Raw genomic sequence first — 24,045 nt, 5'->3', positions numbered from 1 at the left:
CATCGCGCCACGGGTGGATACCACCAGCGTTCCGGCGCCGTCGCGGGACAGCCATGACTGCAACACGGGTAGCACCGCTCGCGTCGCCGCGTACACCTCGGTGATCACGTCGCCGGACACCGGCTGCGACTCGAACAGCAACGCCGATGGCTGCGCCTCGGTGTCGTCGGATTCCGGTGCTACCCGTGTTGCAGTCATGGCTGTCCCGCGACGGCGCCGGAACGCTGGTGGTATCCACCCGTGGCGCGATGACCTTGCCGGGCGAGGACGTCACCGATTTGGCCGGCGCGGCGGTGTGGGGGCTGGTGCGCTCGGCGCAGACCGAGCATCCCGGGCGGATCGTGCTCGTCGACACGGATGCGCCCCTGGATTCCGACGCGGTGGCAGCGGTTCTGGCGCTCAGCGAGCCGCAGGCAATACTGCGCAACGGGACGGTCTACACCGCCCGCGTGCTGGGCAGCCGCGCAGTCGGCAGCCTGCTGCTGCCCCCCGACGAGGGGCCGTGGCGACTCGGCATGAGCAGCCACGGCACCATCGAGAATCTGCGGATCGAGCGGATTCCCGATGCCAATGCGCCGTTGGGCCCCGGTCAGGTGCGGGTCGCACTGTCGGCCATCGCCGCCAACTTCCGAGACGTCATGATCGCGTTGGGGCTTTATCCCGACCCCGGTGCGATCATGGGCATCGAAGCATCCGGTGTGGTAATCGAAACCGCCTCGCAGGACGGGCGTTTCGCTGTCGGCGACCGCGTCATGGGGCTGTTCCCGGACGGGACCGGGACGATCGCCAAGACCGATCAGCGGCTGCTGGTCAAGGTGCCCGCCGGCTGGTCAGACACCGCCGCGGCGACGGCGTCGGTGGTGTTCGCCACCGCGCGCTATGCGCTGGTGGACCTGGCCGGCGCCAAGCCCGGTCAGCGGGTGCTGGTGCATGCCGCCGCCGGCGGAGTCGGGATGGCCGCGGTCCAGCTGGCCCGGCACATCGGCCTGGAAGTGTTCGCGACCGCCAGCCGTGGCAAGTGGGAAACATTGCGTGCCATGGGCTTTGACGACGACCACATCGCCGACTCGCGTAGCCTTCAATTCGAGGACAAGTTCCGGGCGGTCACCGGTGGACGCGGCATGGATGTGGTGCTCGACTCGCTGTCCGGTGATTTCGTCGACGCTTCCCTGCGGTTGGTGGCCCCCGGCGGGGTGTTCCTGGAGATGGGCAAGACCGACATCCGCGATCCCGAGGTCGTCGCCCGCGACCACCTCGGCGTGCGGTACCGGGCGTTCGACCTGTTCGAAGCCGGGCCGGATCGCATCGCACAGATGCTCGACGAGTTGGCCGCCATGTTCGGCGACGACGCGCTGCGGCCTTTGCCGGTCACCAGATTCGATGTGCGACGTGCGCCCGCGGCGCTGCGCTACCTTAGTCAGGCCCGCCACGTCGGCAAGGTCGTGATGACGATGCCCGACGCGTGGACGGCCGGCACGGTGTTGATCACCGGCGCTACCGGGATGGCCGGTTCGGCGGTCGCGCGGCACGTCGTGACCCGTCATGGCGCACGGAATCTGGTGTTGGTCAGCCGGCGCGGTCTCGATGCACCGGGTGCGGCGGAACTGGTTGCCGAGTTGAGTGCGGCCGGCGCGCAGGTCGAGACGGTGGCCTGTGATGCCGCCGATCGCGAGGCGTTGGCCAAGGTGATCGCCGAAATCCCGATGCAACGTCCGCTCACTGGGGTGATTCATGCCGCCGGGGTGTTGCATGACGCGGTGGTGACGTCGCTGACGCCGGACCGGATCGATGCCGTGTTGCGGTCAAAGGTTGACGCGGCATGGAACTTGCACGAGTTGACCCGCGACCTGGATGTGGCAGCCTTCGTGATGTTTTCGTCGATCGCCGGTCTCGCCGGAGCGTCGGGTCAGGCCAACTACGCGGCCGGCAACTCGTTCCTGGATGGGTTGGCCGCGCATCGGCGGGCACACGGTCTGCCGGCGATCTCGCTGGGCTGGGGTCTGTGGGATCAGGCCAGCGCCATGACCGGTGGGTTGGGCGCGGCCGACCGTGCCCGGTTCGGCCGGGACGGGATCGTCGCGATGTCTTCGGACCAAGCGCTGGAACTGATGGACACCGCGCTGATCGTCGACGAGCCATTCCTGCTGCCCGCCCACATCGATCTCGCGGCGTTGCGAGTCAAGTTCGATCAAGGCACGTTGCCGCCGATGTTCATCGATCTGATCAATGCGCCGACGCGCCGTCAGGTCGACGACTCGCTGGCTGCCGCCAAGTCGAAATCGGCTCTGCTGCAACGTCTCGAAGGGTTGCCGGAAGACGAGCAACAGGCGATCCTGCTAGACCTGGTCCGGGCCAACATCGCCACCGTGCTGGGCAGCGCCAGCCCGGAGGCGATCCATCCGGATAGGGCGTTCCAGGAACTCGGGTTCGACTCATTGACCGCCGTCGAGATGCGCAATCGGCTCAAAGCCGCGACCGGGCTGGCGCTTTCACCGACGCTGATCTTCGACTACCCGAACTCCGCCGCGCTGGCCGGCTACATGTATCGAGAATTGGTCGGAACGTCGGACCAAACCGCGGCCGTCGCGGCCCCTGGCGAAGCCGAGATTCAGCGGGTCGTTGGATCGATCCCGGTCAAGCGTCTTCGGCAGGCCGGGGTACTGGAACTATTGCTGGCACTGGCGAGCGAGGCCGAGGGCGCCGCACAGGCCGCCGCGGTGACCACCGAAAAGGACATCGCGGACATGGACCTCGACGCTCTGGTCAGCGCGGCATTGCGCGACGACGACGACGAGTAGGCGTGGCGTGAGAATCGCGGTCACGGGGGCCAGCGGCGTGCTCGGCCGCGGCCTCGCCACACGTCTGCTCAGCCAGGGCCATGACGTCGCGGGGATCGCCCGCAATCGTCCCGATAGTTGGCCGAGCGCAGCGGATTTCGTCGCGGCAGACATCCGCGACGCCGACGCTGTCCGACGCGCCCTGGCAGGCGCGGACGTGGTCGCGCACTGCGCATGGGCGAAGGGTTCCGGGTACGACGACCAGGTCAACATCAGCGGCACCCGCAACGTGCTCGATGCGATGGCCAAGACCGGTTCCAGGCGAATCGTTTTCGCATCGTCGGCCCATGTGTACGGCGGGGGAGATGCGCCGAAGACCGAACACGACGCCACGACACCGGTCAGCGCCCAGGGCCGACTCAAAGCCCAGGTCGAACAGCTGCTCGCGGATTCGGGTGCGCAATGGGTCGCGATCCGCTCCGCGCTGATACTGGGCAGAAGCGTCGACAACTGGGTGCGCCGCCTGCTCGCATTACCGGCGTTCCGCGACCGCTCGGGCGATCGCCGCCTGCAGGTCGTCCACCTCGACGACGCGCTTCGGCTATTCAACCGCGCCCTCGTACAACCCGAAATCGCTAGCGGAGCAGTGAATCTCGCGGCCGCCGGTTCGGTGACCTTCCGACAGCTCGCCGCCGCGCTGCACCGCCCGGTAGTGCGCCTGGGTTTTGATCCGGCGGAGCTGCAGCTGGTGCAGGGAGCTCCATTGATGGACACCTCGCGGCTGGAAAAGGAGTGGGAGTTCAACCCGGCCTGGGAAGCCGGCGAATGTGTCCAGGATTTCGCGCTGGCGGTGCGCGGCCGGGTCACCGTGGGCAAGCGCGTGGTATCGCTGCCGTGGCGGCTGGCCAACATCCAGGACCTACCCTCGGTCGACGCACCGAGCGATGACGGCGTCAAGCCCAATTGGGCTGGTGCAGCGGGGGATAACGGGGAATTCGATACGCCGATTGACCCGCGGTTCCCCACCTTCCTGGCTACGAACTTGTCCGAGGCCCTGCCCGGCCCGTTTTCGCCGGCGTCGGCGTCGGCGACGGTCCGGGGACTGCGGGCCAGCGCCGTGTGCGTCGCCGAGCGGTTGCGGCCCGGCGGCACGATCCAGCGCGAAATCGCGATGCGCATGGTCGCGGTGTTCGCCCACCGACTGTACGGCGCGATCACCACCGCGCACTACATGGCCGAGACGGTGCCTTTCGTCAAGCCCTCCACGGTGGTGAGTAACAGCGGGTTCTTCGGCCCGAGCATGGCCGCCCTACCCGTCTTCGGCGAGGAGCGTGCGCACTCCAACACCGGCCGAATCCGCAAGCAACTGCGGACCGTCCGCAACATCGGCGTATTCGGGGTCAACCTGGTCGGCCTGTCCGCCGGTGCGCCCCTGGACACCCGCGACTTCGTTGCCGACGTCGATCGCCTGGAACGCCTCTCTGACGGGGACCTCGCCGGGCTCGACGATCGACGGCTGCGGAGCCTGATCTCGCTGGCGCGTGACCAGGTGGTGCACGGCTGGGTGCTGGCGGCGGGCTCGTTCCTGCTGTGCGCGGCGTTCAACGTGTTGCTGCGCGGGTTGTGCGGGCGGGAGATCGCCGCGCCCGGAGGACCGGAATTGGTCAGCGCTCGTTCGGTGGAGGCGATGCAGCGATTGGTGGTTGCCGCGCAGCGCGATCCGAAAGTGACGGCGCTGCTGGCCGAACCCGGAGACCGGTTGGACAAGCTCGCCGTCGAGGCACCGGAATTCCACGCCGCCCTGCTCGACGAGCTGGCGCTCATCGGACATCGTGGCCCGGCCGAGCTCGAGATGCTGTCCACCAGCTACGCCGACGACCCTGAGCTGCTGGTCCGGATGGTGACCAGAGCGATGAGCGCGCCGTCCGCGGCGCTGTCGCAGCGTCCACGGATTCCGCTGCACGCCAAGCCCATTGCGGTGCTGGCCACCCAGCAACTGCGCGACCGTGAAGTCCGCCGCGACAAGGTGGTGCGGGCCAACTGGGTGCTGCGTACGCTGTTGCGCGAGTATGGGCGCAGGTTGGTCGAGGCCGGGATCTTCGACGCCGCCGACGACGTCTTCTATCTGCTCGTCGACGAACTCGACGCACTGCCGGCGGATGTGAGCGCGCTGGTTACCCGGCGCCGGGCCGAACGACGCCGGCTGGTGGCGGTGGCGCCGCCGACGGTGTTCAGCGGAAGTTGGCAGCCGACCGCGGCCTCGTCGGCCGCGCTGGCCACCGGGGGCACGCTGCGCGGCGTCGGCGTGTGCGGCGGCCGAGTGCGCGGGCGGGTGCGCATCGTGCGGCCGGAGACCATCGACGACCTGCAGCCGGGGGAGGTCCTCGTCGCGGAGGTGACCGACGTCGGGTACACCGCGGCGTTCTGTTACGCCGCGGCCGTCGTCACCGAACTCGGCGGTCCGATGTCACACGCCGCGGTGGTGGCGCGCGAATTCGGCTTCCCCTGTGTGGTCGACGTTCAAGGGGCAACCAGGGCGCTGCCGGCGGGCGCCCTCGTTGAGGTCGACGGCACCACGGGCGAGATTCACCTGCTGGAGCTTGCCGCCGACGACGCGCCCTGAGCTAGTCGAATTCCATCTCCAGCTCGACCGGCCCGCTCAGCCCAAGCATCGGTTTCCAGCGAGCAGTTGCCACCTGGCGTGGGTTGGTCATGCGTTGGGCGAGCACTTTGAGCGCCCCTGTGAGCTCGGTCCGGGCGAGGTTCGCGCCGAGACAATAGTGGGCGCCGCCGCCGAACGTCAGAATGGGCGGCGGGTCCTCGCGGGTGATGTCGAAGCGCTCCGGGTGTGGGTAAACCTCCGGATCGCAGTTGGCGGCAAAGGTATTCACCGAAATGAAAGTGCCGGCCGGAAAGGTGTAGCCGGCGAATGTGACGTTGTCGAGGACCGTGCGCAGGGTGGTGCAGACCGCCGGCGAATGCCGCATGCATTCCTCGACGGCTCGCATCGCGAGGCCGGGATTGTCGCGGAGCATCGCCAGTTGTTCGGGGTGGTCGCACAGCGCGTGCATGCAGGCGGCCAGCTGATTGCGGGTGGTGTCGGTGCCGGCGCTGAGAATGCTGAACGCCAGCATGCGCATCTCCGCGTTGCTCAGCCGGTCGCCGCCGTCCTGGGCGCGGATGAGCTCGGAGATCAGGTCGTCGGTCAACCGGTTCCGCCGTTCGGCGAGCATGTCGTCGATGTAGGCGTCGAACTCGTCCCACGCCCGGATCACGATGTGCTGCTCATTCGCCAGGTCGGAGTCGAACCTGACGATCTTGAAAATGTCCTCCGCCCATAGGGAGAACTGCTCCCAGTCCTGAGGAGGCGCTCCCAGCAGTGCGCAGATGATCGGGATCGGGTACGGCCGGGCGATGGCGGTGACGAAGTCACACCGGCCGGTATCGGCGACCTGATCGATCAGCTCGTTGATCACCGTCTCGATGGTGCCTTCCATGCGCGCGGACGCCCGCGGCGTGAAGGCTTTGGACACCAGACCGCGCAGCCTGCGGTGTTCCTCGCCGTCCATGCCCAGGATGGTGCCGAGCACCCGCTCATAGAGCGGGCCGGACGTGATCCCGCGGGCCGTCATGTGCATGCCGGGCGGGAAAACGAACCGGGGATCGCGAAGTATCCCGCGGGCGAGTTCGTAGCCGAGCACCTCGGGTCCCAGCGGCCCGATGGCGATCGGTGATTGCTTGCGCGCCTGGTGGATCCGCGGGCCGACCTCCTGCACGGTGTCGGTGATGTCGTACTGCAGCGTCGGGAGGTCGGCCTCGAAGACGCTGGGTGCTGCGGTGTCGACGCTCATTATGCTGTCCTCCTCGGACCGAAATCAGTTCGGCTGGTAGCGCTTTGGTAGTACTTCTATCGGCGCCGAAATGGCCTCGCCGGGCGCCAGCTCCCCGGAATTCGCCAAATCCGGCATCAACCTTGCCGTGGCGGTGTCGACGATCGTGGCCAGGTTGTCCCGTACCTTTTCGAGGGTGAGCTCGGAATCGTAATGACCGGTAGTCTGGCCGAACACCCGGATGCCCACGTTTCCGCCGCCCGCCTCGAGGTTGGCTCCGGACAACGGGCAGCTCTCGTGGACAAGGAAGGCCACCGCGGGTGAGACCAGGCCCGTCGGAAAGTGATCCTCCATCAGCTTGGTAAAGGCGGACGGGTTGTTGAAATGCCGCACGGCGCTGGTGTTGGCCGCCGGCCCTAACGCGTTGACCTTGATGCCCAGCGGTGCGCCTTCGACCGCGAGACCGCGTGTCAGCCCGAAGATTCCGCCCTTGGCGGCACCGTAGATGGACAGGTTCTCCAGCCCGAACATCGCCCCGGACGTCGTGTTAACGATGCGGCCGTAACCGGCGTCCCGCATATGCGGCCAGGCCGCCCGGCACATCCACACGGTTCCCATCAGGTGCACGTCGATGACGTTGCGGATGTCGGCGTCGGAAATCTCGTCGAAGTGCGCCATGAAGCAAACGCCGGCATTGTTCACCAGAATGTCGAGGCGACCCCACGAGTCCAGCGTGGTCTGGACGACCCGGCATGCACCGTCCTGATCGGCGACGCTGTGCAGGTCCGCGACAGCCTCGCCACCCGTCGCGCAAATCTCAGCGGCCACCTGTTCGGCGTTGGCGCGCAATAGGCTTCGCCCGTCGGGCCCGACGCCGAGGTCGTTGACGACGACCTTGGCTCCGCGCTCGGCCAGCAGCTTCGCGTGCGACCGCCCCAGGCTCGGCTCCTGGCCGCCGGCGCCGGTGACGATCGCGACCCGGCCGTCGAAGCGGAGTTCGCTCACGATGTCTCCGTCGCGAGTATCCGCAGCGGCAAGCGCGTCAGGGCGCACGTCGGCGATGGCCACGTGATCTTTGGGTTGCGCGGTGCAGCGAGGACGTCTTCGCGGCGGGTCAGCGCGTAATAGCCGTCGCTCAACACTACTGGGCCGGTGTCCCGCAATGCCGCCCAGCCGACGCCGCGGCCGAGCGCCATCGGCAGGTCGTCCAGGTCGAGCTCCGTGATTTCCCGCGGGTCGCCAGCCATGCCGTCTCCAATCACGGAATGTTGGTCGCCAGGAAGGTCAGTGGCAGGCCCAGGATCGACAGGTCGTTCTCGTCGAGGTAGGTGCCCTCGCCCTCCATGTGTTGCCGGAATCGCATTGTCGCGCCGTAGCGCTCGGCGACGGCATCGCCGGTAGCGACTTCCGGGACTCCGATCACCACGGTGAACACGCCGTCGCCGTTGCGCTCGAGGAACTCCGTCACCGAAACGGCAACCTCCCCGGTCGACCCGGCGATGGGGCTGATCAGCTCGATGCCCCGACTCCAGTCGAGGTCGATGTCCAGGCCGAGCTCGGCCAGCTGCAGGGGCTCGAAGACGAATCCGAGGTCGCTGAACATTTGTGTCGCGGCGGCATGCCGTTCGGGCGCCACGGCGAACACGACGTGGTGAAGCGAGGGTTCTTCGGGCATCGCGGTCTTCCTATCGAGAATCGGCGCGCAGCACCCCGCGCGGCAGGAGCAGTGGCAGGTCGTTGTAGGTGACGATGCCAGGAGGGGCGGCGACGACGGCGGGGATCGCGCTGATCGGGGGCATCGCGGTGATGGTGAGGCCCAACATGATGTAGTCGTCCAAGGTTGTGCCCTCGAAGTCCGGCGGTGGCAGGAAGCTCAGCGTGGTCTTGATCGTCGGTCGGCCTTGCACCTCGATGGTGTGGCCCATGTCCAGCGGCCAGTCCGGTTCCAGCCGTTGTCCCTTGCGCCATTGCCCGCCGATCTCGATGACCTCTCGGCCGGCTAAAATCCCTTTCCAGCGAACGTGGATGCCCGCAACGCAGCCCTTCGCGATGGTCCAGTCCCCGGGCAGCTGCAGGTCCTCGGTGGTCTGGGCGTACTCGGCTTCACAACGGACCTCGTCGAGCTCGACGCCGAGGGCTTCGGCGAGCAACAACACGCCGTCGCGGAAGATGCCAGATCCTTTCTCGGTGACAGCCGGTAGGTCCGGATGGTCGATGGGATAGCCGAAGCCCATGGGGATTTCGGTCGCCGGCGAGTTATAGATCGTGGTATCAAACGACTCCAGCACCGAGACCTTGTCCACCCGGTCGGATAGCCCCGCCGATACGATGGCGAAGAGCTGGATGAAACCGGGGTTGATGCCGCTGCCGAAGATGCTTGATCCGCCGTCTTCGCAGGCCTGCGCGATGCGTTCCCGGCCGGCACCGAGGAAGTGGCCGGTGATGAAGCCGGCGGTTCCCACCACATTGATGCCCGCGCCGAGGATGCGGACCAGCTCGTCGACGTCTGCGAACATCGGGTTGTAGACCACGCAGTCCGGCTTGAGTGCGAGCAGCGCATCAATGTCGTTGGTGGCCTTGATGTCCAGTGGCAGGATGCCGCAAAGCTCGCCGACGTCACGCCCGGCCTTCTCCGGCGACCAGGCGTAGCATCCGACCAGCTCCAGCGTCGGGTTGGCGGCTATCGCTTTGACCGAGCTTTTGCCGACGTTGCCCGTCGTCCACTGAACGACGCGATAGTTCACGGGTGCGACGCCGCCTGCCCTTGGCGCGCCAGCCTGTCGTTGTGGATCTTGACGAGTTCACGGAACCCCAGCCGGTGATACTTCGGTATCGGCTGGATGCCCCAGACGTCCTGCGCGGTGGCTTTGCCCTCGGCGCCCTCGGGCGGTCCGAACGGCGGGTAGGGGTACTTGCACTCCAAAGTGTCGTTGGAGTAACGGATCTTGAGTAGCTCACTGCAGATCTGGGTGAGGCTCAGCGTGGGGTAGCCGTAGTAGACGGCCATGAACGGTAACGTGAAGGCGCCCTCAATCACCAAGGCCACCAGGCACACCAACACAGCCCGCTTGATCCATTTGTGCATCCGCGCGTAGTACGGTGTCGTCCCCGGTTCGAGGTCAGCGCCGGGGTCCTTGTCGTCGGTGGTCGAAGCTGCAGAAGGACTGCTCATGGTCCCACTCCTTGTTAGTCGGAGAAGATTTCGCGATTGACGGTGTGCAGATAGGGGATGGCGAGGAACGGGGTGATGTAGAAGATGTCGTATAGCCACCAGCCGATGACCGGGAAGACCACTCCGGCGTAGCGCACGTCGGCGAACATGGTCATGTTGAACACGTAGGCCGACCAGATGACCACGCCCATCCAGCAGGTGACGACCATCCACTGGTGACCCCACCGCTTCATCTGCAGGAAGCCGATTGCCGCGGCCACGCGCATCGAGAAGACCGTGAAGATCAAGCCCGCTACATAGGCCTTTTCGCCCGGCCCCGCCGCGCCGCCGATCCACAGTTCGTTGTAATGCCAGAAATAACCGGCGTCGAACATGTTGCCCCAGCCGACCATCAGCACGCGGTTGATCAAGGTGTGGTTGGCGACCAGGTCCAATGCCCAGCCCAGGCTGTTGAGCATTCCGTCGATCAGCACCAGGTAGCCGATCAGGGTGACGATCATGGGCCGCACCGACAGGCCGGCCCGCAGGGCCTGGCGCTGCAGCCACACCCCACGCATGAAGATGGGGAATCCGATCAGGCCCGGTGCCCACATGCCCATCAGCGCGGCGCCGACGATCATCCACTTGTCGGCGTGGCGCTGAGCCCGGCGCGATTCGTCGTGATGGTCCTCGAGGCTGACCGATGCCTCGCTACCATCCGAATGTCGTTTCAACAAGGGCAGATTCACAGGTCCCACCACCCCCGCGCGAACGACATGTAGAGCTGGACGCCGAACATCGCCAGCAGGTAGCCGTAGATGAAGATCTGGAAGACGATGAGCGCCCTCTTGCGCTTCTCCTCTTGTCGGTCCATGTCGTGCTCCTTTCTACGAACTGCTCGATGCGTCTGCGGTTCCCAGGCTGGCAGCCGCGACTTCACGTAAGCCGTCGGTGACGGCACCGTCGGTGCTCAGTGGCGCGAGTATGCACGCATCGGCCGCATCCAATTCGGTTGCGCCCGCGGCGATCAAGTGGGCCGCCGTGACGAGCACCCTGGTTGACGGCGGCTCGAAGTGGAAGGCTTGATCTGCGGTGCGGATCGCGACGGCGCAGCCGACCAGGCGCCTCGCCGTGGCCACCGGAATTCCGGATTCGGCGACAACCACCTCCGCCTCCCGGTCGGGCGGCAGGTACTGCATCGCCAGCGTCGCGAACCGCTGGCGGAACGAGGGTTTGAGCTCTTTGAGTGAGCTGCGATAAGCGGGGTTGTAGGAACACACCAGCATGAATTCCTCCGGTGCTTTCACCACCTCGCCGGCCCTGTCGAGGTAGAGGGAGCGCCGGTGATCGGTGAGCGAATGCAGGATCGCCAGTGAGTCGTGCCGGGCCTCGACGACTTCGTCGAGGTAGCAGATCGCGCCGGCCTTGACCGCCCGGGTCAGTGGACCATCGGTCCAGACCACGTCGCCGCCGGTCACCATGAAGCGGCCGACGAGATCGGAGCTGGTGAGGTCGTCGTGGCAACTGATGGTGACCACGGGGCGTTGCAACAGTGAACCCATGTGCTCGACGAACCGGGTCTTGCCACATCCGGTGGGGCCGGTGAGCATCACCGGGATTCGCCGGTGAAAGCCTTGCTCGAACAGCTGAACTTCGTTGCCGTTGGCGAAGTATGTCTCGGTGGTCATCTCTTCCTCTGCGGGTCGGCCATCATGCGGTGACCAGTTCACGATGGACATGGGCCAGTACCCGGGGCAGCTCCTCGATGCGCCGGATCCGTTGCGACCGGCGTGGCCCGAACACCTCGGGGAGGGGATCGACCCGGGTCGGTCCCACTCCCACGTAGTACATCGACACCCCGGCCTCGCTGGCCTCCTCTACGGCATGCGCGGCGTCGGCCCAGGCATACCGGCCCTCATAGCCTTCATCGGAGATGAGCCCGTCACCGATGACAATCAGCAGCCGGCGCTCGGAGACCTGCGCCAGCAGTCGGCTCGTCAAATGGCGAAGTGGCGCGCCGAGTCTGGTGTATCCGCGGGTGGACAGCCCCAGCCCGCTCGGCGGTACGAATCGACGGTCCTCAAAGTCCTTCAAACAGCGGACTTCGACTCGATGGCGGGTGTTGCCCGTGAAGACGAAAACGCCGTGGCGCTCGCGTGCCAGCGTCATGGCACGGGAAAGCGCGTCGGCACAGGACAATTCCAGCTGGAACACGCGACCACCATGGACCCCCAGCGACGAACTGCCGTCGAGCAGCAAGGCCGTGGTGACGTCGCGGCCGTTGGGCAGCAAGTCGCGAAACACCTTCGGCTCCTTCGCCTCGCCGGTCGCCAGATCGATGTAATGACTGACGTACTGGTCGACATCGAGGTCGGAGCCGTCCTCGAGGCGATTGGTCATCGCACGGTGGGTGTGTTCCTCGAACCACTTACGGACGTCGACGGCCACCGGCACTGGCCGGCCGGTGTGCCGTCCGTCGGCATGCTCGACAACCGCGACGTGGTCGCGCATGAATCGCTGTGTCCACATGTTCCACTCGGGATAGGGAATGCCGGGCCGGTGTCGGGGCGTGACGTCGAGATCGTTGTCCTGCGGCCGGCTCGGTGGCGGAAGATTGGGATTGCGGACGCCTCCGTCGCCGCCGACCGGAACCGAGTAGGGCCGCGGCAAACGCTTCTGCGTTGTGGTCCATGGCATCCTGCCAAAGCTGCGTCGCAACTTGTCGGCCACACCATGTGGTGCCGTATATGCCAGCGGCAACGAGCCCAGCAGCGGGTGAACCGTCAATTCCTGGCGCGTGCCCGCCAATGTGATTGCCAAGTTCAACATCTGAACGGCAGGCATGTCACCGTTTTCGATGTGGATGTCCGGCAGCAGCCGTCGGACCTCGGGGAGCAGGCCGGGCCATCGCGACGCGATCCAGCCGAGCGCGACGCCGGCCTCGACCAGTGTCAGCGCACGCAGTTCTCGGGCCGAAAGCTCGTTGAGGCGATATTCGATGACGCGTTCTTTCGACGGCGAACATTGCAGCGCCACACCGCAAGTCAGGGTCCTGCGTGTCCAATCGGGCGGCGCGGGGTAGGGGACATGAACGAACGTGAGCGCTGCGTTCACACCGAAGCCACGTCGTTCGCCCGTGACGAGCCGCACGCCTTCGCGGCGTTGGTCGCTGAGCGCGACTGCCGTTACGGAGCAGCCTCGCTCCAGGGCCATCGCGTGACCGTCGGACTGGTCAACCATCGGCGAAATCCAGTGCGCTCCGACTGCCCGGGCCGCGGCTCAGAACGTGCCGATGTTGGAGAACAGCCAGTACCAGAACCAGATGATCAGCCCGGTGCCGCCCCATGCGGCGACGTAGCGAAGAATTTCCCATAGATAGCCCATGATGTGACTTCCTCGGTGGCGTAGTGGATTTCAGGTCGCACATTTCAATCGGAGAAGAGTTCGCGGTTGACGGTGTGCAGATAGGGGATCGCCAGGAACGGGGTGATGTAGAAGATGTCGTAGAGCCACCAGCCGACGACCGGCAGCACGACTCCGGCGAAGCGCACGTCGGCGAACATGGTCATGTTGAAGACGTAGGTAATCCAGATCACCGCGCCCATCCAGCAGGTGACCACCATCCACTGATGGCCCCAGCGCTTCATCTGCAGGAAGCCGATGGCCGCGGCGATGCGCATGGTGAAGACGGTCAGAATGAGCCCGACTTCCAAAGCTTTTTCGCCAGGACCGGCCGCGCCGCCGAGCCACAGCTCGTTGTAGTGCCAGAAGTAACCGGCGTCGAACATGTTGCCCCACCCGTTGAGCAGCACGCGGGCCAGAATGGTGTGGTTCGCCACCAGGTCAAGCGCCCAGCCGACGGTGTTAATGGCGGCGTCGATGATGACGAGGTAGCCGAGCAGCGTGACCAGCATCGGCCGAACGGAGAGACCGTCACGCTGGGCGCGGCGCAGCAACCGCACGCCCCACAAGAACAACGGCAGGCCGAAGATGCCAAGCGCCGCTGTGCCGATCAGCAGACTGCCGGAGATGAGCCATTTGTCGGCCTGGCGCTGCGCGAGTTGCGAGCGTTGCATGTGCTCGTCGATGGTCAGGCTCGCCTGACCGTCGCCGGGCGACTTGAGCTTCGGCAGATTCACGAACCCCTCCCCGTCATCGGCACTGATTGGATCGGCGTCTGCACTATAACAGGCTGACTATAGTCAGCAGAAGGCATCGAGAGCGGTGCGCGACAAAACTGGCCGTCCCGATACCGGCCTTGCCGGTTAATGGTGTTAATACTCGGCACAACGGCACTATCCGCGCTGAATGTCGCCGCGCATGCCTCTCGGTCAGGGAGCTTCTACTGACGAAAGTCAGCCTCGGATCGTTGACACACGGTCACGCGGACGCCTACGCTCAGCGAGCGCTCAGCCGTTCCGGCCCGCAAAGGAGTAGCAATGACGCTCGACGCCCCGGCCGAGAAAAAGTATCGCGTTATCCAATGGGGCATAGGCAATGTCGGGACGGTGGCATTGCGCCATTTCGCGCATAACCCCGCCTTCGAGGTGGTCGGGGTGCTATGTAATCGTCCGGAGAAAGTGGGCAGGGACGCCGGAGAACTGGTCGGTGTCGCACCGATCGGGGTGCTGGCGACCACCGATAAGGCGGCGATCGAAGCGCTCGACGCCGATTGCGTGTTCTACGCGCCGTTGTGGTCGGATCCCGACGAGGTGTGTCGGCTGTTGCGCGGAGGGAAGAACGTCGTCGCCTCGGGCGGGGCCTGGTGGTTTCGCACCAAGCACAGCCAGGCGGACATCGACAAGATCGATGCGGCGTGCCACGCGGGCGGGACGTCGTTTCATGCCGGAGGCGTCAACCCGGGATTCGCCGGAGACCTGCTGGTCCTCACGCTGGCCCGCATTGTGAGCCGAATCGACGCCATCCACATCTACGAGGTGGTGAACTTCGGCAAGGACACGTTGAAATACCTCTACGAGATGGGAATGGGGGATACCCCCGAGGAGTTCCATGCCGGGCCGAACCTGCTCGGCAACGCCTGGCCGTTGTTCGCTCAATCGATGGCCATGGTGGTCGACGGCTTTGGGAAGACGGTCGACGAGTACACCACCGACGTCGCACTGGGAACCGCGATCCGCGACATCCCGTTTGAGGGAGGCCCGACCAGCGACATGCCGGGCTTCAAGGGCACCATCAAGAAGGGGACCGTCGCCTCGCAACATCACAAGTGGACGACGTGGGTCGACGGCAAGCCGTTGATCACCTTCCATGAGATGTACACGATGGATGAGTACGATGCGATTGACCCGCAACCGGATTGGGGCGGGCACTATCATTACCGCATCGTGATCGAGGGCGACGAGCCCACCGAGCTGATCCTGCAGGCGCCGGCCGATCCGCAGGGTAATTACCCCAAACCGGGCTACACCTGGACCGCGATGGGCCCGGCGAACACCGTTCCGGCCGTGTGTGATGCCGCGCCGGGCTTCCTGACGCACAGGGAGCTCGGGTTGGTGCCATTGCTCGGCGTAGTCCGCTAGTACGCGAAAGCCGCTGCGGCGTCAGGGCTTCAGACTGCGCAAAGTCCTCGCCACGTAGTCCTCCAGCAGGGTATGCCCCGTGGGCCAGTGGTTGGTGGTGATCAGCAGCGCGTAGAGGCCCAGCAGGAAGAACACCGCGCTGTTCATGGGATTGACCTCGTGGTCCGTCTCACCGCGCTGCTGGGCCATCTCGATTTCGCGGGCGACCAACACGATCAACGGGTGGTCCCGGCCGTCTTCGGTCTGCGGCCGGGTTTGGGAGAAGTGTAGTGCGAGAAAGTCATTGAAGAGTAGGTCGCCCAGCCGTCGTTCCAATCCGACCACCAAGCGGACCGCCTCGTTCAACGCCGAAACGAGATCGTGCTTGGATTTGAGGAATTGCGCGAACTGCTTGGCAATCCGGTCCTCTTCGCGGCGCTCCAGCTCCAGCAGCACGTGCTCCTTGGTAGGGAAGTGGAAGAAGAAGGTGCCGTGGGCAACTCCGGCGGCAGCGACGATTGCGCTGACGTCGGCCTCGGCCATGCCGGCGCGAGCGAACTCCGCGATTGCGGCGCCCATCAAACGCTCCCGCGTCTGCAGGCGCTTGGCTTCTCGCGCCGACAGCCTGTCCGTAACAGCCATTGCCAGTCCTCACGGTTGACCTGACTCATGTCGAAGTGGCCAGGCTCAGTCACCCATTATGCCGTGCCAGCGCCAGAAACGCTTACCTAACTTGATCGTTCTTGGATCCGTACCATAGTCGGCCGATATTTGCCGCGATTAGTCATTGACTTTAGTCAGTAATCTTCTTAGATTGAACCGCGCACACACTCGTTCGAGGGAGCCCAGCATGGCATTGGAGCAGTTCAGGCTGGACGGACAGGTCGCGATCGTCACCGGAGCCGGGAAGGGTGTGGGAGCGGGCATTGCCCGGGTGTTGGCGGAGGCGGGCGCCACGGTGGTCGGGACCGCACGTACCGCGGCGGATATCGTTGGCACGATTGAGCGTATCGAAGCCGCCGGCGGCAAGGGCCTGGCGCTGGTCGCGGACGCGATGAGTCGTCCGGACGGAGAACGGGTCGTGAACACGGCCATGGAGCGCCTCGGCCGCATCGATATTCTGGTCAACAATGTCGGCGGGTCCAGCTACGCGCGGTTCCTGGACATCACCGACGAGGATTTCCGGCACACGTTCGACTGGTGTGTGACGTCGGCCTTCATCATGAGTCAGCTCGTCGCGCCGCACATGCTCGACGCCGGGAACGGTTCCATCATCAACATCTCGTCGGGCTCGGCGAGGTTCGGCATTCGGGCGCTGACCGCTTATTGCGTCGCAAAGGGCGGCCTGGAAGCTCTCACTCGCGCCATGGCGCAGGAGCTCGCGCCCAAGATTCGCGTCAACGCCATCGCCCTGGGCTCTTTCGCCACCGACGGTCTGAAAGGCAGCCTGGACCTGATGCCCGGGTCGCTGGAAAAGATGCAGGAGGCCACACCGTTGCATCGGCTGGGCGACGTCGAGGATCTCGGACGGCTCGCGGTGTATCTGTCCACGCGCGATTGCTATGCGACCAACGCCACTTTCCACGTCGATGGTGGCATCGACTCCAACAATTCGCCGCTGCCAATACCCGACTACTGATCCTGTGCGGCGATCAAACGCGTCAGGATGGGTGCATCTACCGGCCGCTGGAAGGACGAGGTAACCATGCGCAGAGTCATTCAGTTCTCCACCGGTAACGTGGGCCGGCATTCGCTGCGGGCGATCATCGGCAGACCAGATCTCGAACTGGTCGGCGTGCACGCCGCCAGCAGCGAGAAGATTGGTCAGGATGCGGCGCAGTTGTGCGGACTGGACGAAGCGACCGGTATCCCCGCCACTGACGACATCGACGCCCTGGTGGCCCTCGGCGCCGACTGCGTCGTCTACACGTCGCAGGGTGAGACCCGGCCGATGGAAGCCATCGAGCAGATGTCCAAGTTCCTTTCCGCGGGCACCAACGTCGTCGGTACATCGATGGTCTGGCTGGTCACGCCGCGCCACGCCGACGATTGGTTGCGGCAGCCCCTGGAGCGTGCCTGCGCGGCCGGCAACGCGTCGCTCTATGTCAACGGCATCGACCCCGGCTTTTCCGGCGATACGCTGGTGGCTTCGGCGGCCAGCCTGACCACACGGGTCTCCTCGATCACCGTGCAGGAGATCTTCGACTACGGAAACTACGACGACGCCGAGTTCACCGGTGCGGCAATGGGTTTCGGATCGGCACCGGACGACGATTCGCCGATGATGTTCCTGCCCGGGGTGATCGTGGCGATGTGGGGTGGTCAGGTCCGAAGCCTCGCGGACCACCTCGACATCAAGCTCGACGACGTGCGTCAGCGCGTTGAACCTTGGTACACGCCGGAACGGATCGACTGCACCATGATGACGGTGCAGCCGGGGCAGATGGCCGCCGTCCGGTTCGCCACCGAGGGTGTCCGCGACGGCGAACCCGTCATCACCCTCGAGCACGTCACCAGGCTCACCCAGGCCGCCGCACCCGACTGGGAATTCCCGCCCGAGGGTCATACCGGGGTGCATCGTGTCGTCGTGGAGGGCGAGCCGCGGGTCGAAATCAACACCCACGTTTCCCACCCTCTGTTCGATTCCACTGATGCCGGCTGCATTTCGACGGCCGGCCGGGTCGTGAACGCGATCGACTGGGTGTGCCGCGCGCCGCAGGGGCTCATCGCGGTGGAGGACATACCACTGTCCGCGACGATGCGCGGGCTGATGTGGAACGAGCGCTAACCACCCTTACCGATATCGGCTCGAGCCCATAGGCTGGGCTGCCAGATGGACATTCGTTTCGGTGGCCGGATTTGGCGTGTTCGCGCTACCCATGCGCGCGGTAAGGGATACAAATAGCTGACTTCAGAAGGAGAAGCTCATGGGTATGGCGCGCACGTCCGCACTCGGCTTGACGGCTACCGCAATTCTGATCAGCGCCACGGTGGTCGGCTGCGGAGACAAGAGCCCGACGGCATCGTCGGGGTCGGCCTCATCATCAAACTCGGCTGCCCCGTCGAACCCCCCGGCCAGCGCGGCCCCGCCCGCACCGGGAGCGCCGGCGGACTACAGCAATCTGCTGATCAAGCCCAGCGACGTCGACCCCAATGCCACTGCTGACGGGCCACCGAGTCAGAATCCGAGCGGCATCACCGGAGTGGGACAGGTCTTCAAGAACCCCGACGGCAAGCGCACCATCATCGACACCATCGCGGTTTTTCCTGACGCGGCCACCGCCACCCAGACCGCGGAGAACATGCGCGACGTCGTCGGTAAGAAAGTCAACGGGCAACAGCAGCCCATTGACATCGGCACCAACGGGTTCATGGTGATAGGCCAGGGCACCGACCCGGCCAATCCGATGGAGATCTCCGAGGCGGTGTTCGTTGTGGGCAGGGCCATGGTCGACCTTGAATCCGATTGTGTCATAGGCAATCCCACGCCGGCCGACGTTCTGCTCGATCTCGCCCGCAAACAAGAGGCCGCGGTCAAAGCGGGCCTGCCGGCTAGCTGAGCGGCCGCTCGCTCACAGCGGCCAGCTGTTCGGCCCGACCACGTAACGCAATGCCGCGGCGGGCGGCAACGGCTGCGGTTCGCCCACCGATATCGCGTCGACAATGAGAGCGACGTAACGACGCCAGCCGTCGCTGTCGGCCTCCATGGTCGACAGCACGCCGAAGAGCATCGCGACCAGGCGAGGTAAGTCGTCGGCGACCAGGTCGGCTCGAATGCTGCCGACTCGCTGGCCTTCCAGCATCAGGTCGCCGAGCGCGGCGTTGAGCGATGACGAGATGTCCGATGTCAGCGACCCGGCCCGGCGCGCCGCGGTCAGCAGATGGTGTTCGCGGGCACCCAGCGCGATCGCCGCTTCGATCAGTTGGGTAAGACCCCGCAGCGGATCCTTTGCCAGCCGGGCGCTGTCGATCACCGGGGTTAGGTCCTCCGCGATGCTTTGATCCAGGGCGGCGCGCACCAGGTCGGCCTTGGCCGGGAATCTGCGGTAAAGAGTTCGCTCACCTACGCCGGCGCGACGCGCGACCGCCTCTGCCGGGGCATCGGGGCCCAACTCGCCATAGACCTCGCGCGCCGCGCGCAGGATGCGCTCGACGTTGCGTGCCGCGTCCGCCCGCAACGGTCGGTCCTCAACCGCGGTCATCGTGATAGCGTAACTGACAGTTGACTGCCAACAACCGCGGCTCTACGCTTTAGAACTGGCAGGCAGCTGACACTTAGTGGGAAACGTGGTATATGTCAATATCTTTGGAAACCTCCGACTCGTCTTCTGACGCACACCTTCCCGTACTGCCCGTCCCGCGGGCGCCGCGGTGCCCGCTCGCGCCCCCGCCCGAGTTCGTGGACTGGCGAGAACAACCCGGGCTGCGACGCGCGGTGTTTCAAGGCAACCCGGTCTGGGTGGTCAGCCGCTACCGAGACATCCGAGCGGCCCTAGTCGACCCCCGCCTGTCCGCAAAGACCATCCCGGATTCCATCATGCCCACCGACGCCGAAAACAAGGTCCCGGTGATGTTCGCGCGGACCGACGATCCCGAGCATCACCGTTTGCGCCGCATGATGACCAGCAACTTCACCTTCCGGCGTTGCGAATCGATGCGGCCGCACATCCAGGAAATGGTCGACCATTATCTCGGCCAGATGATCGACAACGGTGCGCCGGCCGACCTGGTACGTGAATTCGCATTGCCGGTGCCCTCGATGGTGATCGCTTTGTTGCTGGGGGTGCCTCCCGAAGACCTCGAACTCTTCCAGCACAGCACCACGGCCGGGCTTGACCAGAAATCCACCGATGCGGAAAAGGGCCAGGCGTTCGGGGCCATGTACGCCTACATCGAGGAGTTGGTGGAACGCAAAGCCCGCGAACCCGGCGACGACTTGATCAGCCGACTGGTCACCGAATACGTTGCGACGGGCCAACTCGATCACGCCACCACGTCCATGAACTGCGTGATCATGATGCAGGCCGGCCACGAAACGACCGCGAACATGATCTCGTTGGGAACGGTTGCGCTGCTGGAACATCCGGACGTTTATCAGCGACTCGGACAAACCGACGACCCCGCCGCCATCGCCAACGTCGTCGAAGAGCTGATGCGCTACCTGTCCATCGTGCACAGTCAGGTCGACCGCGTCGCGACCGAAGACTTGGTTATCGGTGGTCAACTGATTCGCGCCGGAGAGTTCGTCATCATGAGCCTGCTCGCCGGCAATTGGGATGCCGAATTCGTCGACAATCCGGAATCCTTTGATCCGGACCGAAATGCCCGCGGGCACTTGGGCTTCGGATATGGTGTGCATCAATGCATCGGAGCGAACCTGGCCCGTGTCGAGATGCAGGTCGCGTTCGCCACGCTGGCGCGCCGCCTGCCTGGACTCAAAGTGGCGGTAGCGCGCGAGCAGCTGAGGTTCAAAGACGCCCACATCTATGGCATGAAAGAACTCCCGGTGAGCTGGTGACGTCGTCAACCAACGAACTGCGGTTCGACGGCCAGGTCGCGGTAATCACCGGTGCCGGTGGTGGTTTGGGCAGAGAGTATGCGCTGCTGCTGGCCTCCCGTGGTGCGCGCATCGTCGTCAACGACGTGGGCGGGTCCGTGACCGGGGATGGGGCCGATAGTGAGGCCGCTGATGCTACGGCGGCTCAGATCCGCGACCTGGGTGGTGAGGCGTTAGCGGATAACCACAGCGTGACCGATCCGCAAGGCGGCCAAGCGATCATCGACACCGCTCTGGGCGCCTGGGGACGAATCGACATCGTGATCAACAACGCCGGCATCGTCGGCGACGCGCCATTTGAGGACATGACGGCCGAGCGGCTGCAGCCATTGCTGGATGTGCATCTCAAGGGCGCGTTCTACGTCACCAGGCCGGCCTGGAAAGTGATGCGCGAGCACGGGTATGGCCGCATCCTCAATACCTGTTCGGCGGCCGGGATGCTGGGTGCCAGCGGTATGAGTAATTACGGCTCGGCCAAGACCGGACTGATCGGTCTCACCCGAGTGCTGGCCGCCGAAGGCGCCGACCACAATATCAAGGTCAATGCCATCGCCCCGATTGCCTACACCCGGATGCTCACCCACTCCATTGACGGCGCCGCCCAACCGGGCGATGCGGCTGCTCAGGCGGTATTGAATGACCTTGTGGGCCAGTACCTCCAGAAACTCGACCCGGCGTTGGTGGCGCCGGTGGCGGCCTTCCTGACCCACCGTGATTGTCCAGTATCCGGTGAGATCTATACCGTTGGCGCCGGCCATGTTTCGCGATTCTTCATCGGGCGGACGAAGGGCTACTACAGGTCAGAGCTGTCCATCGAGGACGTGCGTGACCATCTGGACGAGATCCACGACGAAGCCGGCTACACCGTGCCGGGCGGGCCCGGTGACGAAATGAGCGAGCTGTTCGCCACGATCATGGGCAGCCTCAGCACCTGAACGCCGTACCGACACCATCCGGTGGCGGCGCCGGCTTCAGGCAGCCGAACTGCTCGATGCCGGCGGGACTGAATTTGACCGCCGCCTGATGAGCGTAGTTGACGCAATACAGGCCGGCTGGGTCGGCGCGGCACCGGTAGTCGCCGAACGACAGCGAATCTCCGTTCGCCAGTTCCGGCCCGTTGCCGTAGATGAACGGACCGGGATCCGCCCGGGCCAAGCCGATCTGCAGATTCACCCCGTCGAAGTTGACCCAGCCGCCTTGCCATTGGCCATAAGCCGTGGCGGGCGCTGGCGGGGGGTTGGTCAAACTCACCAGGCAGGCCAGGGCCCCCGCGGTGTGTTTGGCGTCCGTCATGCAGGAGACCTTGGCGGCATCAGCCGTGAGCGCGATGTCGTCGCCGAGCGGCGTGGCCGCGCCGTCGCGGGTGGCCGTGTGGAAGCGGCTCGGGTCGGCGGGGTGGCCGGCCTCTATCCACCCGATGACATCGGAGATCGCGGCACTCGCCGTCGGCGCCGTCGACGCTTGCGGCGACTTGCTTACCGACGCGCCGGCGCCGGTGGATGTCTGGGGAGTGCTTGGGGTTGGTGCCGAATGGTCGCCGGTGGTGTGTGAGCACCCGGCGGCCAGTAACGACGCGGCGATCATCGCAGCTATCCGCATTCAGTCAGGCTAACCGCCGCGCCGGGTATTTAAGGCGCTGCGCGCGCGTTACCACCGTCATGTCCGTTACCGTCGGGTTATGCATCAGCGCACCGTCCGCGCACGCACGGCCATCGGCACCGTCGAAGGCTTCACCCGCGACGGGGTCAATCGGTGGCGATCGATCCCGTATGCCCGGCCACCGGTGGGAAGCCTGCGCTTCCGGGCACCGCAGCCGGCGCTGCCGTGGTCGGGTGTCCGGCATTGCCATGGCTTCGGCAACTGTGCACCCCAGCAGCGTCGTTATACCCTGCTCGGCCTGTCGGGTATCGGAGGCCGCTATCAGCCGATGAGCGAAGACTGCCTCACCCTCAACGTCGTGGCGCCGGAGGGCGAGGCCGAGGGGCCGCTACCGGTCATGGTGTTCATCCACGGCGGCGGGTACTTCCTGGGCAGTTCGGCGACGCCGCTGTACGACGGTGCGGCGCTGGCGCGCCGGGGATGTGTCTACGTATCGGTGAACTACCGGCTGGGCGCGCTGGGATGTGTGGACTTCTCGTCGCTGTCGACGCCGGAGATCACCATCGACAGCAACCTGTACCTGCGCGATCTGGTGCTGGCGCTGCAGTGGATTCGCGACAACATCGCAGGATTCGGCGGCGACCCGGACAACGTCACCATCTTCGGCGAGAGTGCGGGTGCGTGCATCACCGCCTCGCTGCTGGCGGTGCCCGCCGCCCAAGGCCTGTTCGCCCGGGCCATCTCGGAAAGCCCGGCATCGGGTCTGGTGCGCTCCAAAGACGTTGCCGCAGAGTTTGCGAACCGCTTCGCCAACCTGCTCGGGGTGCGAAAGCAGGACGCCGCGAATGCGCTGATGCAGGTGTCGGCGGCCCAACTGGTGGAAACCCAACACCAGCTGATCGACGAGGGCATGCAGCAAAGATTGGGCGCCTTCCCGATCGGTCCGGTCTTCGGTGACGACATCCTGCCGTTGGATCCGGTCGAGGCGATGCGGCGCGGCAAGGCCCATCCGGTCCCGCTGATCGTGGGCACCAATGCCGAGGAAGGACGGTTGTTCACCCGCTTCCTGGCGATGCTGCCGACCAACGAGACGATGGTCGAAGAACTGCTCGCCGATGCCGAACCCGCTATCCGCGAACGCATTACCGCCGCATATCCCGACTATCCGGACAGGTCGGCGTGCGTCCAGCTCGGCGGTGATTTCGCATTCGCCTCGGCGGCCTGGCAGATCGCGGAAGCGCACGGCGCGCACGCGCCGACCTACCTCTACCGGTATGACTACGCGCCGCGCACGCTGCGCTGGTCGGGTTTCGGAGCAACCCACGCCACCGAGTTGCTTGCCGTTTTCGACGTCTACCGCACCAGGTTTGGCGCGCTGTTGACCGCGGCAGCGGATCGGCGGGCGGCGTTGCGGGTCAGCAACCAAGTGCAACGTCGGTGGCGCGCCTTCAGCCGCACCGGCGTGCCGGGGGAGGACTGGCCCGTCTACACCGCCGACGATCGTGCCGTCATGGTGTTCGACCGCAAGTCCCGCGTCGAGTTCGATCCACACCCACACCGCCGAATGGCATGGGACGGCTTCTCACTGGCGCGTTGAGCTGGCACGCTAACC

At 65.4% G+C, this 24,045-nt stretch carries 22 protein-coding genes and 2 pseudogenes; 9 read left to right on the top strand and 15 right to left on the bottom strand.

The window, feature by feature from the left end:
* Positions 1 to 198, bottom strand: a 198-nt coding sequence (locus A5625_RS29170) for a hypothetical protein (RefSeq protein WP_197516119.1), incomplete at its 3' end; no start/stop codon positions are given.
* Here A5625_RS29170 and A5625_RS15850 point away from each other — a divergent pair.
* Both A5625_RS15850 and A5625_RS15845 read left to right on the top strand, forming a co-directional pair.
* Positions 177 to 2,798: pseudogene (locus A5625_RS15850) on the top strand (SDR family NAD(P)-dependent oxidoreductase); the annotation flags it as partial. The gene A5625_RS29170 and the pseudogene A5625_RS15850 sit on opposite strands and share 22 nt — an antisense overlap.
* A 7-nt stretch (positions 2,799 to 2,805) precedes the next feature.
* Positions 2,806 to 5,400 carry a sugar epimerase family protein gene (locus tag A5625_RS15845; RefSeq protein ID WP_066995532.1) on the top strand — a complete coding sequence of 865 codons (2,595 nt, stop codon included), beginning with the start codon at positions 2,806 to 2,808 and terminating at the stop codon, positions 5,398 to 5,400.
* Position 5,401: 1 nt separating this feature from the next.
* Here the strand turns inward: A5625_RS15845 and A5625_RS15840 are convergent, their stop codons facing one another.
* The 11 genes and pseudogenes from A5625_RS15840 to A5625_RS15795 all read right to left on the bottom strand — a co-directional run bounded on the left by A5625_RS15840 (position 5,402) and on the right by A5625_RS15795 (position 13,834).
* Entirely contained in the window at positions 5,402 to 6,628 is a 1,227-nt protein-coding gene (locus A5625_RS15840; RefSeq protein ID WP_066995529.1) for a cytochrome P450, read from the bottom strand.
* Between the two features lie 24 nt (positions 6,629 to 6,652).
* On the bottom strand, positions 6,653 to 7,612 hold the full coding sequence (locus A5625_RS15835; protein WP_066995525.1) for an SDR family NAD(P)-dependent oxidoreductase: 960 nt from the start codon (positions 7,610 to 7,612) through the stop codon (positions 6,653 to 6,655).
* Between the two features lie 65 nt (positions 7,613 to 7,677).
* Positions 7,678 to 7,854: pseudogene (locus A5625_RS29165) on the bottom strand (cytochrome P450); the annotation flags it as partial.
* A gap of 11 nt (positions 7,855 to 7,865) precedes the next feature.
* Positions 7,866 to 8,282 carry a hypothetical protein gene (locus A5625_RS15825; protein ID WP_066995508.1) on the bottom strand — a complete coding sequence of 139 codons (417 nt, stop codon included), beginning with the start codon at positions 8,280 to 8,282 and terminating at the stop codon, positions 7,866 to 7,868.
* A gap of 10 nt (positions 8,283 to 8,292) precedes the next feature.
* On the bottom strand, positions 8,293 to 9,351 hold the full coding sequence (locus tag A5625_RS15820; RefSeq protein ID WP_066995506.1) for a dihydrodipicolinate reductase: 1,059 nt from the start codon (positions 9,349 to 9,351) through the stop codon (positions 8,293 to 8,295).
* Positions 9,348 to 9,779: a hypothetical protein gene (locus A5625_RS15815; protein WP_066995503.1), complete on the bottom strand. Its 432-nt coding sequence runs from the start codon at positions 9,777 to 9,779 to the stop codon at positions 9,348 to 9,350. Before A5625_RS15815 ends, A5625_RS15820 begins: the two co-directional genes overlap by 4 nt.
* Before the next feature lie 14 nt (positions 9,780 to 9,793).
* On the bottom strand, positions 9,794 to 10,399 hold the full coding sequence (locus tag A5625_RS15810; RefSeq protein ID WP_232003706.1) for a hypothetical protein: 606 nt from the start codon (positions 10,397 to 10,399) through the stop codon (positions 9,794 to 9,796).
* 104 nt (positions 10,400 to 10,503) lie between these two features.
* Positions 10,504 to 10,632 carry a hypothetical protein gene (locus tag A5625_RS30480; protein ID WP_255397977.1) on the bottom strand — a complete coding sequence of 43 codons (129 nt, stop codon included), beginning with the start codon at positions 10,630 to 10,632 and terminating at the stop codon, positions 10,504 to 10,506.
* Between the two features lie 13 nt (positions 10,633 to 10,645).
* Positions 10,646 to 11,446, bottom strand: a complete 801-nt coding sequence (locus A5625_RS15805) for a CbbQ/NirQ/NorQ/GpvN family protein (RefSeq protein ID WP_066995497.1) — start codon at positions 11,444 to 11,446, stop codon at positions 10,646 to 10,648.
* Between the two features lie 22 nt (positions 11,447 to 11,468).
* Positions 11,469 to 12,998, bottom strand: a complete 1,530-nt coding sequence (locus tag A5625_RS15800; protein ID WP_066995494.1) for a nitric oxide reductase activation protein NorD — start codon at positions 12,996 to 12,998, stop codon at positions 11,469 to 11,471.
* Positions 12,999 to 13,186: 188 nt separating this feature from the next.
* The gene (locus A5625_RS15795; RefSeq protein WP_197516122.1) at positions 13,187 to 13,834 is read right to left on the bottom strand and encodes a hypothetical protein; all 648 of its coding nucleotides are present in this window, start codon (positions 13,832 to 13,834) and stop codon (positions 13,187 to 13,189) included.
* Between the two features lie 363 nt (positions 13,835 to 14,197).
* On the opposite strand from A5625_RS15795, the gene A5625_RS15790 reads away from it, so the two are divergent.
* Complete coding sequence (locus A5625_RS15790) at positions 14,198 to 15,298, top strand: dihydrodipicolinate reductase (protein ID WP_066995489.1); 1,101 nt, start codon at positions 14,198 to 14,200, stop codon at positions 15,296 to 15,298.
* A 21-nt stretch (positions 15,299 to 15,319) separates the two neighbouring features.
* Here A5625_RS15790 and A5625_RS15785 read toward each other — a convergent pair whose 3' ends face one another.
* A complete protein-coding gene (locus A5625_RS15785) occupies positions 15,320 to 15,919 on the bottom strand; it encodes a TetR/AcrR family transcriptional regulator (protein WP_066995486.1) in 600 nt (199 codons plus the stop codon).
* Positions 15,920 to 16,127: 208 nt separating this feature from the next.
* Between A5625_RS15785 and A5625_RS15780 the strand changes: the two genes are divergently transcribed.
* From A5625_RS15780 to A5625_RS15770, 3 genes are all read left to right on the top strand, one after another.
* Entirely contained in the window at positions 16,128 to 16,916 is a 789-nt protein-coding gene (locus A5625_RS15780) for an SDR family NAD(P)-dependent oxidoreductase (RefSeq protein WP_066995484.1), read from the top strand.
* Positions 16,917 to 16,982: 66 nt separating this feature from the next.
* Complete coding sequence (locus A5625_RS15775) at positions 16,983 to 18,065, top strand: dihydrodipicolinate reductase (RefSeq protein WP_066995543.1); 1,083 nt, start codon at positions 16,983 to 16,985, stop codon at positions 18,063 to 18,065.
* A 139-nt stretch (positions 18,066 to 18,204) separates the two neighbouring features.
* On the top strand, positions 18,205 to 18,837 hold the full coding sequence (locus A5625_RS15770; RefSeq protein WP_066995479.1) for a hypothetical protein: 633 nt from the start codon (positions 18,205 to 18,207) through the stop codon (positions 18,835 to 18,837).
* A gap of 12 nt (positions 18,838 to 18,849) precedes the next feature.
* Here the strand turns inward: A5625_RS15770 and A5625_RS15765 are convergent, their stop codons facing one another.
* Positions 18,850 to 19,479, bottom strand: coding sequence for a TetR/AcrR family transcriptional regulator (locus A5625_RS15765; protein ID WP_066995477.1), 630 nt, complete (start codon positions 19,477 to 19,479; stop codon positions 18,850 to 18,852).
* Between the two features lie 92 nt (positions 19,480 to 19,571).
* Between A5625_RS15765 and A5625_RS15760 the strand changes: the two genes are divergently transcribed.
* Both A5625_RS15760 and A5625_RS15755 read left to right on the top strand, forming a co-directional pair.
* The gene (locus A5625_RS15760) at positions 19,572 to 20,795 is read left to right on the top strand and encodes a cytochrome P450 (RefSeq protein WP_082984418.1); all 1,224 of its coding nucleotides are present in this window, start codon (positions 19,572 to 19,574) and stop codon (positions 20,793 to 20,795) included.
* Positions 20,792 to 21,769, top strand: a complete 978-nt coding sequence (locus tag A5625_RS15755) for an SDR family NAD(P)-dependent oxidoreductase (protein WP_066995473.1) — start codon at positions 20,792 to 20,794, stop codon at positions 21,767 to 21,769. Before A5625_RS15760 ends, A5625_RS15755 begins: the two co-directional genes overlap by 4 nt.
* On the opposite strand, the gene A5625_RS15750 is transcribed toward A5625_RS15755, so the two are convergent.
* Positions 21,759 to 22,433 (bottom strand): hypothetical protein, encoded by a 675-nt coding sequence (locus tag A5625_RS15750; protein ID WP_197516118.1) that lies wholly within the window; start codon positions 22,431 to 22,433, stop codon positions 21,759 to 21,761. The genes A5625_RS15755 and A5625_RS15750 overlap by 11 nt on opposite strands.
* A gap of 79 nt (positions 22,434 to 22,512) precedes the next feature.
* Between A5625_RS15750 and A5625_RS15745 the strand changes: the two genes are divergently transcribed.
* The gene (locus tag A5625_RS15745) at positions 22,513 to 24,030 is read left to right on the top strand and encodes a carboxylesterase/lipase family protein (RefSeq protein WP_066995467.1); all 1,518 of its coding nucleotides are present in this window, start codon (positions 22,513 to 22,515) and stop codon (positions 24,028 to 24,030) included.
* Positions 24,031 to 24,045: the final 15 nt, after the last annotated feature.

Source organism: Mycobacterium sp. 1465703.0 (assembly GCF_001672975.1).
Classification (GTDB): Bacteria; Actinomycetota; Actinomycetes; order Mycobacteriales; family Mycobacteriaceae; genus Mycobacterium.
The sequence above is the reverse complement of the archived record's forward strand: the minus strand, read 5'-3'. Positions and strand labels throughout refer to the sequence as shown.

Coding starts and splice junctions, on each gene's coding strand:
- A5625_RS15840 (WP_066995529.1), bottom strand. CDS start 6,628: ATGAGCGTCGACACCGCAGCACCCAGCGTCTTCGAGGCCGACCTCCCG.
- A5625_RS15825 (WP_066995508.1), bottom strand. CDS start 8,282: ATGCCCGAAGAACCCTCGCTTCACCACGTCGTGTTCGCCGTGGCGCCC.
- A5625_RS15815 (WP_066995503.1), bottom strand. CDS start 9,779: ATGAGCAGTCCTTCTGCAGCTTCGACCACCGACGACAAGGACCCCGGC.
- A5625_RS15810 (WP_232003706.1), bottom strand. CDS start 10,399: ATGATCGTCGGCGCCGCGCTGATGGGCATGTGGGCACCGGGCCTGATC.
- A5625_RS30480 (WP_255397977.1), bottom strand. CDS start 10,632: ATGGACCGACAAGAGGAGAAGCGCAAGAGGGCGCTCATCGTCTTCCAG.
- A5625_RS15805 (WP_066995497.1), bottom strand. CDS start 11,446: ATGACCACCGAGACATACTTCGCCAACGGCAACGAAGTTCAGCTGTTC.
- A5625_RS15800 (WP_066995494.1), bottom strand. CDS start 12,998: ATGGTTGACCAGTCCGACGGTCACGCGATGGCCCTGGAGCGAGGCTGC.
- A5625_RS15795 (WP_197516122.1), bottom strand. CDS start 13,834: ATGCAACGCTCGCAACTCGCGCAGCGCCAGGCCGACAAATGGCTCATC.
- A5625_RS15790 (WP_066995489.1), top strand. CDS start 14,198: ATGACGCTCGACGCCCCGGCCGAGAAAAAGTATCGCGTTATCCAATGG.
- A5625_RS15785 (WP_066995486.1), bottom strand. CDS start 15,919: ATGGCTGTTACGGACAGGCTGTCGGCGCGAGAAGCCAAGCGCCTGCAG.
- A5625_RS15780 (WP_066995484.1), top strand. CDS start 16,128: ATGGCATTGGAGCAGTTCAGGCTGGACGGACAGGTCGCGATCGTCACC.
- A5625_RS15775 (WP_066995543.1), top strand. CDS start 16,983: ATGCGCAGAGTCATTCAGTTCTCCACCGGTAACGTGGGCCGGCATTCG.
- A5625_RS15770 (WP_066995479.1), top strand. CDS start 18,205: ATGGGTATGGCGCGCACGTCCGCACTCGGCTTGACGGCTACCGCAATT.
- A5625_RS15765 (WP_066995477.1), bottom strand. CDS start 19,479: ATGACCGCGGTTGAGGACCGACCGTTGCGGGCGGACGCGGCACGCAAC.
- A5625_RS15760 (WP_082984418.1), top strand. CDS start 19,572: ATGTCAATATCTTTGGAAACCTCCGACTCGTCTTCTGACGCACACCTT.
- A5625_RS15750 (WP_197516118.1), bottom strand. CDS start 22,433: ATGCGGATAGCTGCGATGATCGCCGCGTCGTTACTGGCCGCCGGGTGC.
- A5625_RS15745 (WP_066995467.1), top strand. CDS start 22,513: ATGCATCAGCGCACCGTCCGCGCACGCACGGCCATCGGCACCGTCGAA.